The organism is Pseudoalteromonas sp. SG43-7 (assembly GCF_014164295.1).
In the GTDB taxonomy this organism is placed as follows: domain Bacteria; phylum Pseudomonadota; class Gammaproteobacteria; order Enterobacterales; family Alteromonadaceae; genus Pseudoalteromonas; species Pseudoalteromonas rhizosphaerae.
The window spans coordinates 21,447-37,404 of the sequence record NZ_JACJEY010000046.1 but is presented as its reverse complement, the minus strand read 5'-3'; the positions used below and the strand labels follow the sequence as shown (position 1 = coordinate 37,404).

Here is a 15,958-nt window from a genome sequence, read left to right as displayed (position 1 = left end):
ACTCGAAACACGAAACACGAAACTCGCAAATTTATTTCCTCTATCAGCTAAAGAATTTTGATTTTATGACTGTTTCAAATTCATGACAGTAAGTAACTCAGTAATTACAAAATAGGTTGTAATATTTAGTTAATTATGTCGCCAAAAACTGAAATAATGTGTTGATTTCTATATGCTCTTGCCAAATTATTATACTAATAGGTGAAGTGCATGAACTCTTCCACTGATGCTGCGCAGTTTGACGCAGTGACAACAAGTAAATCTAAATGGAACTTTCATGATACCCAATGGGTGTTGAGTCTTTTTGGTACTGCAGTCGGTGCCGGTATTTTGTTTTTGCCAATTAATATTGGTATTGGTGGCTTTTGGCCGCTGATCATTTTAGCGTGTTTAGCGTTTCCAATGACTTTCTTAGCCCACCGTGGTTTAGCGCGTTTTGTATTGTCATCAAAGAACAAAGATGCTGATTTTACCGATGTGGTTGAAGAGCATTTTGGTGTGAATGCTGGTAGATTAATTTCATTATTGTATTTTTTATCAATATTTCCAATTTTACTGATCTATGGTGTTGGCCTAACCAATACTGTTGATAGTTTTATAGTAAACCAATTAGGTATGGAAGCACCTTCTAGAGTATTGCTTTCAGGAGTTTTAGTTGCCAGTATGATCAGCTTGATGCTCGGTGGTGAAAGGCTAATGTTGCGTGCTTTTGCTATTTTAGTGTATCCGTTAGTAGGGATTTTACTGTTTCTATCTTTGTATCTAATCCCTAGTTGGCAAGTACCAAATATGGCCTTTCCTGAGTTTGTAGGCTTTAGTAAAACACTATGGCTGTCAATTCCTATAATAGTGTTCTCATTTAGCCACGCAGCGGCGATTTCAAGCTTTGTAAACGTACAACGAGGTCATTATGGTAAGCAAGCAACAGCTAAGTCCGAGGCGATTCTAAAGCGCACCAGTTTATTACTGATAGTGTTCGTTCTATTGTTTGTATTTTCGTGTGTACTTTCATTAACACCAGAGCAAATGTTGCAAGCAAAAGCACAAAATGTATCCGTGTTATCATACTTAGCTAATGTTACTGACAACTCATTTATTGCCACCTTTGGCCCGCTAGTCGCGTTTATTGCTATCACTTCATCTTTCTTAGGTCATTTTTTAGGAGCAAGAGAAAGCTTTAATGGGCTTGTTACTAAGCAAACCAACCTATCAGTGAAGAGCGCCGATAAAATTGGTGTTGCTATCATGTTCTTTGCTATTTGGTTTTGTGCTGTTAAAAACCCAAGTATCTTAGATATGATGGATCAACTATCAGGGCCGATTATTGCGATGATATTATTCATCATGCCAATGATTGCAGTTTATAAAGTTCCAGCATTACAAAAATACCGTGGCCGTTTTAGCACCTTGTTCGTGTTAGCGGTAGGCTTATTAGCGGTAGCTGCTTTGATTTATGGCTTTGTTGCTTAGCAAGTAGCTTTAGAGACTTTAGTTAGATTAAATAAAAGCCCTGTAGGTGACAAACTTACAAGGCTTTTTAGTTTACGCGATTGCAGCTAGGGCACGACCTCTAATATCAGTAGCAAAGGCTAGGCCTTTTTTTAAAGCTTGTTTCAGCAGCGCTAATCCACTTTCAATCGTTGTCATTACTTCTTCCCGTAGAATCAATTAATTGAACCGAGAATGTTAAAATACAATAGCTGATTTTACGAGAGGCTTTTTAGATAGAGGAATGTTTCATGACTAAAGCCTCTATGGAGCGTGAAGTGCCTTGGTGATTATTCATTAGTTGAAGAGTTCTAACTTACAACTTAAAATTGATGGTTTACAACAGTTAGGTCTATTTAACCAAAGTAGTAATGGAGATCAAAGTGGTCGATAAAGCAACCTTATACCTCGAAGATATCTTAGAGGATGCATTTTATTTTTTGCAGAATGGCGATGCGAAACAGGGTAAGTACTTGCTGAAAAAAGCAGCTAAAAAGTACCCACGTCATTACTTGACCTATTATGGGGTCGGTATAATGGCTGTACTCAAAGGTGATTATAACTTAGCTATACAAAACTTGCTGAAATCCATAGCAGTTAATGGTGAATATGCTTTAGCTCACTATAACCTGGCGATTAGTTATCAAAAAACTGGAAAGGTTGATTTATCTATTAAGCACCATGTTGCAGCATTGAAGTATGCATCACCAGAAGAGACTGACGTTATTACTGCGTCTAAAGAAATTATTGAGTTAGTTGAAAAAGGCTTGCCGACAGGTTTTACTATTGAACAGTACCTTGAAGATTCAGAACGTTTCGATAGGGGCTTTGAATTTCTCCAAACAGAGCAGTATGAAAAAGCTATTCCCTTGTTTAAAGTGATTGCATCAAATCAGCCTAAGCATGTGCAGGCTAAAGGGAACTTGGGGATTTGTTATTTAATGTTACAGGATTATATGCAAGCGCGAGATTACTTTGAGCAAGCGTTAGCACTTGATCCAGACTATGGACCTGCAAAGAAAAACCTAGCTGTATTGAACAATATAGAAACCGGGCTATTGAGTAAGCCTTTGGATATGCAATCAACTTATTTTTATGCAGAAAAAGTAGCACGAGCTGATAAAATAACTTAGCAATCGAATGGTTCAAGCTTATCGCTTAAAGCTTTACTGCTTTCTTTGGTTCAAATAGGCTGAATGTTGTAATACTCAACTCAGCCTACGATGAGCAATGTAATTATTTGCTCATTTTATCAAGGCTTGGCTACTCGAAGTTTTCCATTGTCTTCATTAAATTAAATGGCTTATTTAATTTTTCTAAGCTAGAAAATTGTTCACGTATATCTTCAGGCAAAATAAAGTAATCAGCTTTAGTTCGCTCAAAAGTTAAAGGGATTGCCATAATTAATTGGTTGTACTTATCAAGCATGGTTTTATCGCTATCTTTTAAGGCCTGCAATTTTGCTGAAAGCAATGTGAAACGCTGCAACTCATCATGTGTGCATAAATCTTGCGTCTTTGCATAATGATAAGATAAAACACTACTAAGCACATTCCAGTCATCTGAAATATGTTTAACGTCATCTGGAGTTATAACTATTGCTGTTTGCTGACATTTTTCAAGTTTAGTGTCATATGCTTTTATTGAATTATGGTATTCGATAGTTAAGTAATTAGTGATGTTTGGGCTCTGTGATATGGCAGATGCAGGGTAAAAGCAGCATAATAAGGGCAGTATATAGCTAGTTTTCATAAATTCTCACAAGTCCGTTTTAGAGAAGAGCAGAGTAGCAAACTAAAATAACCTTTTGTACCAGTTAATTGTAATTACCTTTGTAGGTCTGGCTTTAGTCTGACAATGTGACGGGATGAATCCCGACTTACAAAAGAACACCAATACCAAGTACTTCGGTGTCAGATATTTCATGCTTAAAGTCACTTATAGACGAAGGCTAAAACTGAAAACGACAAGCCAAAGTAATTGTTTGGAACCACCGAGGTTTGGAGGCGCTACGCGCTACACAGAGGAGTAAACCTCTGTGTAGTTGCTAGTTGTTTCTAATTTCAAGTAATTAAGTATAGACTGGGCTAGTTGCTTTAACTTGTTTACTTATAAGGAAATTACATTGTCGCAGTCTCTTCCTATTCCAGCCCAACGTTGGCTATCACTTTTATTGTGTGCAATTACCGCAGCTGCGATTACGGTATTTGTAAGTAACGTCAGTTTTGTACAACATGCCTATATGAAGTGGGGCAGTATTTTATATGCGAGCCCTGTGCTGCATTATAGTTTTGCTTTTCTTGCCGGCATTGGCATCAAGCTAATGCTGGATAAGTTTTATATCTCCCACGCCAAACGCAGTATTGGGTTTAGTTGGAAGTACCCGCCAGCGACTATTGCTGTGTGGTTCTCGATAATTGCAACACTTGTATATGTGTTCATTAGTGAACGCTACCAAGGCTATTTATTGGACGACGAGCTGCTCTTTGCTAGTTTGAAGTACCTTCATATTGCTATCTTTGCATGCGTGCTGTGTATTTCGTTTCAAGAGTTGCAGGAAAAAGCCAAAAAAGTGAGTATTAAATCATGGGGGTTATTATTTCTATTGTTAGGCATGTTCTTAGTTATGTCTGGTTATTACGACATGCCATGGCCGCTAATTACAACATATATTTTACTTTATAGCATTGCAGTTATTCTGAGAGTGAGGGGGAATGGTAGCTCAGAAGTTGTATCCACGAATAATTACATTGCTTTGAGTGACTCTGATAATGAATTTAGTGATTTAGAAGACTTTAGAGCTTGGTTTAAAGATGACTCAATAATTACAAGCACAGCTCAATTAGAGCGAGACTTACAGGTTTACGCTAATCGTATTACCGAGCGACTTCGCAATGGTGGTGATGAGCATGAAGAGGATATAGCGCAACATATCGCGCTGTGTGGGCCATTTGGATGTGGTAAAAGTAGCATTGTCGCTGCAATAGCAAATGAGCTCAAAAAATCTAAAAAGGTAGAAGCTGAATTATCAGATGAAGAAAAGCTAAAGGTAGAACGACAAAACAAGATTAATTGGATACACAGCGATATACCAATATGGGGCGCAGCAAGCGGCAGTGTTGCACATGTAATACTGAGTCATATCATTGATGACATTAGCCCGCACTTAGATATGTGCGCCTTTCGTGCATTACCAAAACATTACACCGAAGCCCTAAAATCAGGCGGCAGTCTTTTTCAATTTGCATCCACACTACTCGCAGGCCCCGTTGATATTGAAGAGAGCTTCAAAAAGCTTAATGATGTTCTTGAAGCAACCAACCATAAATTACTGATCACCCTGCAAGATGTCGATCGTGGGACAGAAGATGAAAATGAAAAACGCCAAAATGATATCGCAGCACTTTTAGATAGATTAAAAGATAGAGATTTAAGTAACATCAACTTTATCGTCGCAATGGGTAATGAAAATGATATTGCCGCAGAAGTGATCTCAAAAGCAACGGATTATAGAGAGGATATTGCTTTAAGTGATAGTGTGGAAAAAATATTAAATAAGTTTATTTTATCCACGATTCACAAAGCTAAAGAAACTGGTGTTCTAGTTTTGAATGATGATTTAGATGTATTCGATGAACAAGGTAATCGACTACCATTGTTAATGAGTAAGACAGAAGAAGTTGAGCTAATTCTTCGTTATTTAAATACATTTAGAGCGCTAAAAAAAGTATTAAGAAGAGCTGATGAAGCTTTGGCTCCTGATAGAAGTGATGGTTTGATGGGGGAAATAAATATATTTTCTTTGCTAATGCTTTACACATTGCGAGAAAAAGAAGTTAAGGCCTTTAATAGAGTTTTACATTTCTTAAATGAACCAAATTATATCCGAGTACAGGGGCAAGATCTTAAAGGCTCTTTAGAGGAAATAGCGCAGAATGATAAGAACATTCATCATTTCATCGTAGTGTTGTTAAATTTAATTGAAATAGACGATAAGTATCACTTTGACAGATTAAAAGACTACTTACAGGGTATTCACTCCCCTAAGTATCTGCATAGAGCTTTAAAGCAAAATGTAGACAAAATAGATTCTGATCAAAATTTTATTGAAACATTGAAAGATATAACACAATCTAAAGATTTATTAAGTTTTGTAAAATATTGGTTGGAAACTAACTCATTTGCAAGTGAAGATAGGGTTGCTCAGTTTATATTCTGTGATCTCGAATCAGGTAAATTAGATTCAAGCCTATTTTTTGACTACAAAACTGTCGTTGGGCATACAAATGATGAACCGACGCGTAGAGTTGCTTTTTATATAGCAAGTAGATTAACGATTGAATCAATTGTTGATATTGAACTATTTTTATCAAATAGTAGTGAAGATACGACTTGTATAAAAAGAGCTAAACACAGGTTGAGAGTAGCGCTTATTGAAGTGTTAACAGACAGCTATGAAAGGAGATTTTCTGAAATTTTTAGCAAGACTTTTGAAGAGCAACTTCCCAAAGGTTTATATGCTCTTACAAGAGCTGCGTATGATTCTTTAAAATGTAATACAGGTATAAATGCAGATATAGCATTACTTGTAAGTAATTATAAAAATGCGGACATATTAGAAAAGCAAATAAAAGCATTAACAAAAAAATTAAAGTAAAGCCATTACTTAACAATACATTTAAGATTTTTTGCAGGTCAGGCTTTAGCCTGAAAAATGTGACGGGATATTCTGACCTAAAAAAGAGCATGAATACCAAATAGACTGTGTAGCGTAGCACCTTAAATTTAGCTTTTAAATATCATCGTTACTGTTATCAAAAAAGAAGAATATAATACCTGTAAAAGACGCTGTTAATATAAGCCCTGTCAGAGCTTGTAAGGCAGAAAGTAACCTAAAAAAGCTATCAGAAATCGTAATTTCACCATACCCAAGAGTTGTAAAGGTTACTAAGCTAAAATATAAGCTGTCTATGAACTGCTTTGGGCTATTTAGCTCATTAAATATCAAAGAGTAAAGCGCGGCGAATAGAAAAATATTAACTACCAATAAGCCTAAATTAGAAATAAGGATAAACAGCGAAAATTTGATATTATTTTTTATAGCTGCTTCAAATTTATTAATGTTACCTGTTGCGAGTTGTTGGATTTCACCGACTATTTGAGATAATTGCTCGGGGTGGTTTTCTTGACTAAGCTTTTCGTTGATTTGATTATTTTTTTCAATAATTAGATTTTTGTTCTGGCAGTTCTTAATATTGTTTTTTTTAGTTTTAGTTAATGTTCGAATGAATATGATGGATGAGCTAATGCACAGTACTATAAATATAAAAATAAGGTATATCAGGGTTGTTAATTGCGCACAAAAAAACGCAAGAAGACATAGTATGGTTATTAGTAAAGTTAGAGAATACCAAGTTGATAAAGCCTTATTGTTACAAATAAAACTTTTAATCCATTTACAAAATTTCATATATCCCTACCTAAATCAAAGCTTTTATAAATAAATTTAATATAAAGTAACGTAAGAACTGAAATTAAACTAGTGATTTAAATTGATCATGCATTTCAGTTATTGATTAATAGAAATTTGAAAAAGATATTTCCTAATGCTGGACTCGGACTTAAAACTTACCGCTTATGATTCAACCTCTGTGTAGTGCGAATCGCCTCGGTGTTCTCGGTGGTGAAATTGTTTTTTCAAATAGAACGCAGAGCAGGATTTTTCGTGGCTGAAGCCAACTCCTACGAGTGAAGAGTCGGGCTTAAACTTACCGTTTAAAGCTCTACAGCTTATGATTCAGCCTCTATGTAGCGAAGCGCCTCGGTGTTCTCTGTGGTGAAATTGTTTTTTCAAATAGAATGCAGAGCAGGATTTTTCGTGGCTGAAGCCAACTCCTACGAGTGAAGAGTCGGCCTTAAACTTACCACTTAAAACTTACGGCTTATAGCTTGGTTTCTTCTTCTATCACACTCACCATAAAGTACGGATTCAAATACTCATCTTTTGTGTTGTAAACAAGCGGGCTGCCATCAAGCTTAGTGACTTTTGCGCCGGCGATTTCGGCTATAGCGTGGCCTGCGCCGGTGTCCCATTCACAGGTTGGGCCTAGGCGTGGGTAAATATCGGCGCTGCCTTCGGCGACTAAGCACAGTTTTAGTGAACTGCCTTTTGAGACCATTTCAACCTCATCAAAGCGTTTTACAAACTCGGCTAAATCCGGTGATGGATGCGAGCGGCTGCCGACTACGCGGATAAGGCCTTTGTTTGCTTTGGTGGTGACTTTAAGCTCAATGCGCTCATCACCGCGGTCCTTAAATGCGCCGATTGCCTCTGCTGCCAGATAAGACACGCCTAGCGCAGGCGCATCTACTACCGCTAAGATAGGTTTGCCGTTTTCAATCAAGGCGATGTTAACGGTAAACTCACCGTTCTTTTTAATAAACTCTTTAGTGCCGTCGATTGGGTCAACCAGCCAATAGCGGGTCCACGTTTGGCGAATATCCCAGCTGATATCGGCACTTTCTTCACTTAATACTGGGATCTCTGGGGTTAAGTGGGCTAGGCCATTGGCAATCACTTTGTGAGCTGCAAGATCGGCGTCGGTTACAGGGCTTTCATCAGCTTTGTACTCAACGTTAAAATCCTTTTCGTAAATCCCCATAATAGCGCTGCCAGCTTGGCGGGCAAGGATCAGTATTTCTTCGAGCAGTTCCGTTTGGTTCATGACTTAACCTTTAATAATTTGCTGTTGTTTTAGATACGCTATCAGCTCTTGCACCGATTGGTCTAGGGTGTTTTTACTGGTATCTAAGATTATTTCCGGTGAATGGGGTATTTGGTAGTCTGAATCTATACCTGTGAAGTGTTTTATTTCACCTGCGCGGGCTTTTTTGTATAAGCCTTTTGGATCGCGGCTCTCGCATACGTCCAGAGGTGTGTCTAAAAACACTTCGATAAATTCACCGTCATCGACTAAGTTTCTTACCATATCGCGTTCCGCGCGAAATGGGGAAATAAATGCGGTGAGTACCAATAATCCAGCATCGACCATTAGTTTAGCGGTTTCACCAACGCGGCGAATATTTTCGATACGGTCTTCGTCGCTAAAGCCTAAATCTTTACACAAGCCGTGGCGTACGTTGTCGCCATCAAGCAGGTAGGTGTGAATACCTTGTTGATTGAGTGCGCTTTCAAGGGCGTTTGCTACGGTGCTTTTACCTGAGCCGGAAAAACCAGTGAACCATAAAATAGCCGGTTTATGGCTTTTGTGTTCGCTACGTTGTGCTTTAGTAATGGCATAGTTATGCCAAACAATGTTCTCATCCATTATAAAACTCTCTTATGAGTAAGCGCTGGCTTAAAATGGAAATACCAGCGGGATCAGGGTTAATACCGTTATTGAATAAATAATAGAAAGTGGTAAGCCCATTAATACATAGTCTTTTAAACGATAATTGCCGGCGCTATAAACCATCAGGTTAGTTTGATAACCAAATGGTGATATAAAGCTTGCAGATGCACCAAAGGCGACCGCCATAATAAACGGCAGCGGGTCAACATTAAAGCCCATTGCTAATGCATAAGCGACAGGGAATGATAGTGCCGCTGCGGCGTTATTGGTGATAAGTTCGGTGAACATTACTGTCATTACAAAAATCGCGATAAACGCGCCATAGGGGCCAAAATCACCGAGTACATAAAACAATGCTGCAGATATTTGTCCAGCTAGGCCGGTGCCTATCATCAGTTTTGCAAGGCCAATGGCGCTACCAACTACAGCGAGTAACTCAATAGGAAAACGGCGTTTTACTTCACTCAGCTTTATCGTTCCCGTGAGCATTAAGCCAATCAGCAATACTAATAAGCCTTTTACCAGTGGTACATAGCCAATAATACTCAGCCCAAGTACCGTTGCAAAGCTCGCTAATACTAAGTTAGATTGCTTGGGCGCTAAGTGAGTTTGTAAATCAAGCCCGGAAATATACACAAATTCGCGTTTTAAATTAGGCAGACTATAAAAGTCTTTACCTGGTGCGAGGATCAGTGAGTCTCCCGCTTGCAGCTGCACTTTACCAAGGCCACCTTGCAAGCGGTCATGGCCGCGACGAATAGCGATAACAGCGGCATGAAACTGTTCACGAAAACGCGCTTCTTTAACTGTTTTTCCTATAAATTTAGATGATTGGCTGACAACAACTTCAACGAGGTGCTCAACATCTTTTTGATGTTTATCGTGAACTATTTTTAGCCCGTCAAAGCGTGTTAGCAATGGCACTGATTTGATGTCACCGACAAACAGCAATACATCGCCCGCTTTAATCACTTGTTGCGGGGTCACTGCACAAATGCGTTTATCGCCGCGAATAATTTCCGCTAGGAATAAGTCTTTAAGTTCGCGCAGGCCATTTTCTTCTACGCTTTTACCAATTAGTTTTGAGCCTTCTTCTATTTTACCTTCGAGATAAAAAGGCACCACTTCTTGATCGTTTTTGCCGTTGTCTGGCAAATATTTTAGCATCACTAAAATAGTGATCAGGCCCACACTTAATGCGCCTAACCCGACTATGGTAAAGTCGAAAAAGCCTAGCGGTGCCATGCCTGCATCAACGGCAAAACCATTGACGATTAAATTTGTTGAAGTACCAATTAAGGTAATTGTGCCACCTAAAATAGCAGTATACGACAGCGGTAATAGTAGCTTTGAAGGTGAATGGTTTGGATTGTCTTTTATGGCAGTAATGAGCGATGCGACAACCGCTGTATTATTGGTAAATGAGGATAAAAACGCTGTAGAAAGTCCGAGCTTAGTGACTGAGCTGGTTAAACTTCCTTTTGATAATGACTGGGCAAGCTTTTGTACGAGTGTAGTTTTTTCAACCGCAATCGAAACCAGTACTAATAACACTAAGGTGATCAGTGATGGATTGGCGTAGTTGATCAGCATATCTTCAAGGTCGATTAACCCGCCTAGATATGCGGTGCCAATGGCGCCAACAAAAAGCCATGCTGGCTTTAGCCGCGTGCCAAACAGGCACCCGACTAAAGTTAGCATAATGCCTGTTAATACTAGCTGTTGATACATGCTTTATATGTCCTTAACAGGCAAAGTTGGTTATTTAAGCTTAGATATATCAAGCGCTTGCCAATGTGGGAAGTGCTTGCGTACTAACGCATTAAATTCAACTTCAAACTCACTAAAGTTACCCGTTTGTTGTTGCTTAGCAAGCACGTTTTCAATCATACCCGCCGCAACAGTTAAGTTAGATAAACGATCGATTAAAATAAACGCACCGGTTTCGTGATTGTTGTGATAAGCATCGGCCAAAATGGTTTCGGTCAATTCTAGGGTAACAATCGCGATTTCGTTTAACTGCAGGCTGTCTGCGCTGCCGTGTTCAAGGGTGTTCACATCAATGGTGTGATCAATCTTTTTCACGATAGCCGAAGTATTTTTACTGCCTAGCTTAAAGTTATAGCTTTTACCCAGTACCAGCGGCGCTTCGTGCATCCACACAAGCTTTGCTTGTACTTGGTTAGTAACAGTCGCTGTTGAATCAGCAGGAACGATCACGTCCCCTCGGCTAATATCAATTTCAGTGTTAAGCGTTAAAGTAATTGCTTGGCCAGCTTCGGCTGTGTCTAAGTTGCCGTCAAAGGTTACAATCTCTTTAATGCTTGAGGTTTTACCTGATGGCAATACTTTAATAGCATCACCAACGCGTAATTTTCCTGAGGTCAAAGTACCTTGGAAACCACGGAAGTTTAGGTTAGGGCGTACTACATACTGCACAGGGAAACGCGCTTCAAAGCCAGTGTCTGTTTCAGCTGCTGGTGAGTCTTCTAATAACTCAAGCAGTGGTTTATCTGTGTAATATGGTGTGTGCTCTGAGCGTGTTACTACGTTATCGCCTTTAAGCGCCGACATAGGCACAAACTTGATGTTAGATACGTTAAGTTGCTCGGCAAATTTTAAATAATCGGCTTTAATGCGCTCATAAACGGTTTCGTCAAAATCAACAATATCCATTTTATTCACGGCAACAACAAACTGTTTAATACCCAATGAATCACAGATAAAGCTGTGACGCTTAGTTTGTACTTGCACACCGTAGCGCGCATCAACAAGAATAATCGCTACATCACTGGTTGATGCACCAGTTACCATGTTGCGGGTGTATTGCTCATGCCCTGGAGTATCAGCAATAATGAATTTACGTTTAGCCGTTGAAAAATAACGGTACGCTACATCAATAGTTATGCCTTGCTCACGCTCAGCTTGTAAGCCGTCAACCAGTAGTGCTAAATCGAGCTCTTCACCGGCATTACCGACTTTTTCGTTATCTTTATGCAGTGCTGCTAACTGATCTTCATAAATTTGGTGGCTGTCGTGCAGTAGGCGGCCAATTAGGGTTGATTTACCGTCATCCACACTACCACAGGTCAGCATACGCAATAGGCTTTTGTCTTGTTGGCGAGCAAGGTAGGCGTCGATGCCAATTGCTTTTACTTCGTTAATTGTATCGCTAGTATTAATAGACATTAGAAATAGCCCTCACGTTTTTTCTTCTCCATTGAACCTGCTGAATCGTGGTCAATTACCCGACCTTCACGCTCTGATGAAGTCGATAGCAGCATTTCTTCGATAATCTCAGTCAGTGTACTGGCTGTTGATTCCACTGCACCGGTAAGTGGGTAACAACCTAAAGTACGAAAACGAACAGATTTCATCATGGGTACTTCGCCTTCTTTAAGCGGCATACGCTCATCATCAACCATGATCAAAGTACCATCACGCTCTACAACAGGGCGCTCTTTGGCTAAGTAAAGCGGAACCATATCGATGTTTTCTTGATAGATATATTGCCAAATATCAAGTTCAGTCCAGTTAGAAAGTGGGAATACACGGATGCTTTCGCCAGGGTTAACTTGACTGTTATAGGTATTCCAAAGCTCTGGACGTTGGTTTTTTGGATCCCATCTGTGGTGTTTATCACGGAATGAATAAACACGCTCTTTAGCGCGAGATTTTTCTTCGTCGCGGCGTGCACCACCAAACGCGGCATCAAAGCCGTATTTATCAAGCGCCTGTTTTAAGCCTTGGGTTTTCATGATATCGGTATGCTTACCAGAGCCATGAGTAAATGGGCTGATATCAATCGCTAAGCCTTCAGGATTTTTGTGGACGAGTAAGTCAAAACCGTACTCTTTTGCTAAGCGATCACGAAATTCGATCATTTCTTTAAACTTCCAGTTGGTATCAACGTGAAGCAGTGGAAACGGAATTTTACCTGGGTAAAACGCTTTACGCGCTAAATGTAAAAGTACCGATGAATCTTTACCTATAGAGTAAAGCATAACTGGGTTCTCAAACTCAGCAGCAACTTCGCGCATGATTTTGATACTTTCAGCTTCTAATTGCTGAAGGTGAGTTAAAGCCATTGTTAGTCGTCCTACTAAAATGATTAAAAGTTAAAATCTAAATAGTTTAAAGCTATGCCACGTCTGTAAGCGGTTGTGCAAAGCTACTAGTTTGGGCTTTTGTGCCAAACCAATGAAGTTCTTCATGTAATGAAGCAACTTCACCAATAATTAATAATGCCGGTGAAATAATGCTGTGACGCTCGATTAAATCGGCCAGCTCACCTAATTTACCGGTTACAACGCGTTGATTTTTGCGAGTACCGTTTTCAATAATTGCCACGGGTGTATCTGCACCACGACCATGTTTTAATAATTGTGCTTGAATATGGGGAGACTTAATTACACCCATATAAATTGCCAGAGTTTGGTTTGGTTTTGCCAGTGATTGCCAATCTAGTTCTTGACCGTCTTTTTTACAGTGACCAGTTACAAACTGTATGGCTTGTGCATGGTCACGGTGCGTTAGCGGAATACCCGCATAAGCGCTACAACCTGCGGCAGCAGTTATGCCAGGGACGATTTGGTAATTTACGTTATTAGCTGCCAGTACTTGAACTTCTTCACCACCACGGCCATAAATAAACGGGTCGCCACCTTTAATGCGGCACACTTTTTTACCTTGCTTGGCAAGGTCAACTAGCATTTGGTTAGTATCTTCTTGCACAACACTGTGATCGCCTAAGCGTTTACCCACACAAATTAAATCGGCATCGCGGCGTACTAGCTCCATAATTTCGTCAGAGACTAGAAAGTCATACACCACCACATCAGCTTGTTGCATTAGTTGCAGTGCTTTCAGTGTTAATAGCTCTGGATCTCCTGGACCTGCGCCAATTACGTATACTTCACCTTCAGGATCCAGTTTGCTATCGAGTAATTGTTCAAGCTGTACGCTTGCGGCAGCTGTATCACCCGTTTGTACTTTGCTGACGACAGATGAATCAAATACGCCTTCCCAAAATTGGCGACGATCAGCAAAACTCGTGAAGCGCTGTTTTACTTTGTCGCGAAAGCTGCCAACTAAACTTGCAAGCGGGCCGATGTGTTGTGGAATAAGCGTTTCTAACTTCTCGCGTAAGCGCCGTGCTAATACCGGCGCTGTGCCAGCACTTGAAATTGCAATAGTGATCGGGTCACGATCAACAATTGAAGGAAAAATAAAGGTGCATTTAGGTTGGTCATCCACCACGTTAACGAATACATTTCGTGCATTTGCGAGTTCAAATACGCTGTTATTTACGCCGTCATTGTCGGTTGCGGCAATGACCAGCATTTTTCCATCAAGATGTGATTCATCAAAAAAAGCGTCAATTAGAGTGACATCATTATTTTGTGCATGCTCTTTTAATTCATCACAAAACCAAGGTGCTACTAAAGTGACATCAGCGCGAGCTTTCAAAAATGCACGGCACTTACGTAACGCAACCTCTCCACCGCCAACAACCAATACAGGTTTATTGTCGAGCTTGGTAAAGATAGGTAAATATTGCATGTGTAGACCCTTGGAAAAAATTACAGCAAAGATGCTTTTCAGAAACTCAGAATATAGTGACGTAAGCTAAGTAAAAAATAATTAAAACCCAGTTAATATAACTAAAAGTTATATATGGTTGTTCGATTTGGCTTAAGCCTTAGTTAACAGGGGATTGCGCCGAGTTACAAGTACTATAATGACTATATATTGAGCTTAGAGTGTTTGGTTATTAGCTATAGCGAGAATAGTTAAATTTGGTACTATTGCTAATACATGAACTTACTTGGTGGATTTATGACAACGCAACTAACTGATGCGGCATTGGCCGTGCAATTAATGGATTTAACCAGTTTAAATAGTAATGATAGCGCGGCAACAATACAGGCCTTGGTGGCTAGTATTAAGCCCAACCTAGGTATTCCGGCTGCAGTGTGTGTTTATAGTGAGTTTGTTGATGACGCCAAGCTTGCTTTAGCTGAGCGCGAGCTTAGTTATGTAAAAGTCGCCACAGTAACTAACTTTCCCTCAGGCAACAGTGAGCTAAGTGAAGTAATTAATGAAACATTAATCGCAATAGAGCGTGGCGCAGATGAAATTGATTTGGTGTTACCGTATCAAGCCTTAATCGCGGGGGACGAAGCCACAGCACTAGAATATGTGCGTGCCAGTAAAGAGTGTTGTCCTGAACACGTACAATTAAAAGTAATTATAGAATCCGGCGAACTAAAAACAGCGCAGTTGATAACACTGGCGACAGAAATAGCAATTGCCGGTGGTGCTGACTTTGTTAAAACCAGCACCGGCAAAGTAGCTACAAATGCCACTCTTGAAGCAACCGAAGTGATGTTAAGTACGATTAAAAAGTCGCCGCGTGTAGTCGGTTTTAAAGCTGCAGGTGGCGTGAAAACGGTTATGGATGCAAGTAATTACTTACAGCTAGCGACTGATATTATGGGAGAAAGTTATTTGAATCCGTCAACATTTAGATTTGGTGCATCAAGCCTGTTAGCTGATGTATATGCGGTACTTAATGACGCGTCATAGTGAGCAAGAAAAATTACAACTTGAGCATGATGCAGGCAAGTTGTTCTTGCGTTGCTATGAACATCGCTTTGGTATTCCAATGCGCCATATTTGGCATAATCAGCCGAGTAAACCAGATATCAGTTGTTATCGTAATGAACAGAAGCTTGATATTGAAATAGCACATTTATATGCCAGCGAAACCGAAGCCATGGCAGTACTCGGCAGGCCTTTATCTATAAGCATGCAACGAGATCTTGCTGATATGGCAATGCAACCAAGTGAGCAGCGGCTGCACTGTGCACTGCAGCGGTTATTAGAACAAAAAGGAAAAAAGCATTATCAATCAGAGCAAACATGGCTGCTTATTCGTAACGCCAGCACCATTTGGCATAAAGCGGATTTTGACGCTGAGTTACAGAATATAACGATACCGCTTACCCATCCTTTTCAACAAATTTGGTTGCTTTGTGATTTTTATCAGGGCGAGCTGTTACAGCTGTTCTAAGTATTTAGATGGTATAGCAGCCAAGAATAAACTGGCTGCTAAA

The 15,958-nt window shown here is 39.8% G+C and carries 13 protein-coding genes; 5 read left to right on the top strand and 8 right to left on the bottom strand.

What is annotated here, in order from left to right; all coding sequences use genetic code 11:
- Positions 1–210 precede the first annotated feature (210 nt).
- Positions 211–1,470 carry an aromatic amino acid transport family protein gene (locus H5200_RS17675; protein WP_182762023.1) on the top strand — a complete coding sequence of 420 codons (1,260 nt, stop codon included), beginning with the start codon at positions 211–213 and terminating at the stop codon, positions 1,468–1,470.
- 401 nt (positions 1,471–1,871) lie between these two features.
- Entirely contained in the window at positions 1,872–2,621 is a 750-nt protein-coding gene (locus H5200_RS17670; protein ID WP_182719259.1) for a tetratricopeptide repeat protein, read from the top strand.
- 130 nt (positions 2,622–2,751) lie between these two features.
- Here H5200_RS17670 and H5200_RS17665 read toward each other — a convergent pair whose 3' ends face one another.
- A complete protein-coding gene (locus H5200_RS17665) occupies positions 2,752–3,240 on the bottom strand; it encodes a hypothetical protein (RefSeq protein ID WP_259399229.1) in 489 nt (162 codons plus the stop codon).
- A 373-nt stretch (positions 3,241–3,613) separates the two neighbouring features.
- Here H5200_RS17665 and H5200_RS17660 point away from each other — a divergent pair, with 373 nt between their 5' ends.
- On the top strand, positions 3,614–6,145 hold the full coding sequence (locus H5200_RS17660; RefSeq protein WP_182762021.1) for an ATP-binding protein: 2,532 nt from the start codon (positions 3,614–3,616) through the stop codon (positions 6,143–6,145).
- A gap of 135 nt (positions 6,146–6,280) precedes the next feature.
- Here the strand turns inward: H5200_RS17660 and H5200_RS17655 are convergent, their stop codons facing one another.
- The 7 genes from H5200_RS17655 to cysG all read right to left on the bottom strand — a co-directional run bounded on the left by H5200_RS17655 (position 6,281) and on the right by cysG (position 14,402).
- Positions 6,281–6,958: a potassium channel family protein gene (locus tag H5200_RS17655; protein WP_182762019.1), complete on the bottom strand. Its 678-nt coding sequence runs from the start codon at positions 6,956–6,958 to the stop codon at positions 6,281–6,283.
- Between the two features lie 472 nt (positions 6,959–7,430).
- Positions 7,431–8,213, bottom strand: coding sequence for a 3'(2'),5'-bisphosphate nucleotidase CysQ (gene cysQ, locus H5200_RS17650; protein WP_145238259.1), 783 nt, complete (start codon positions 8,211–8,213; stop codon positions 7,431–7,433).
- Positions 8,214–8,216: 3 nt separating this feature from the next.
- On the bottom strand, positions 8,217–8,816 hold the full coding sequence (cysC, locus tag H5200_RS17645; protein WP_145238262.1) for an adenylyl-sulfate kinase: 600 nt from the start codon (positions 8,814–8,816) through the stop codon (positions 8,217–8,219).
- A gap of 30 nt (positions 8,817–8,846) precedes the next feature.
- A complete protein-coding gene (locus H5200_RS17640; protein WP_182719264.1) occupies positions 8,847–10,571 on the bottom strand; it encodes an SLC13 family permease in 1,725 nt (574 codons plus the stop codon).
- A 30-nt stretch (positions 10,572–10,601) separates the two neighbouring features.
- Complete coding sequence (cysN, locus tag H5200_RS17635) at positions 10,602–12,029, bottom strand: sulfate adenylyltransferase subunit CysN (RefSeq protein WP_145238268.1); 1,428 nt, start codon at positions 12,027–12,029, stop codon at positions 10,602–10,604.
- Positions 12,029–12,928, bottom strand: coding sequence for a sulfate adenylyltransferase subunit CysD (gene cysD, locus H5200_RS17630; RefSeq protein ID WP_145238271.1), 900 nt, complete (start codon positions 12,926–12,928; stop codon positions 12,029–12,031). The genes cysN and cysD overlap by 1 nt, the downstream gene beginning before the upstream one ends.
- A gap of 52 nt (positions 12,929–12,980) precedes the next feature.
- Positions 12,981–14,402, bottom strand: coding sequence for a siroheme synthase CysG (cysG, locus tag H5200_RS17625; protein WP_182732018.1), 1,422 nt, complete (start codon positions 14,400–14,402; stop codon positions 12,981–12,983).
- Positions 14,403–14,678: 276 nt separating this feature from the next.
- On the opposite strand from cysG, the gene deoC reads away from it, so the two are divergent.
- Both deoC and H5200_RS17615 read left to right on the top strand, forming a co-directional pair.
- Positions 14,679–15,428: a deoxyribose-phosphate aldolase gene (gene deoC, locus H5200_RS17620; RefSeq protein WP_182740797.1), complete on the top strand. Its 750-nt coding sequence runs from the start codon at positions 14,679–14,681 to the stop codon at positions 15,426–15,428.
- On the top strand, positions 15,415–15,915 hold the full coding sequence (locus H5200_RS17615; RefSeq protein WP_145238280.1) for a hypothetical protein: 501 nt from the start codon (positions 15,415–15,417) through the stop codon (positions 15,913–15,915). The genes deoC and H5200_RS17615 overlap by 14 nt, the downstream gene beginning before the upstream one ends.
- Positions 15,916–15,958 lie beyond the last annotated feature (43 nt).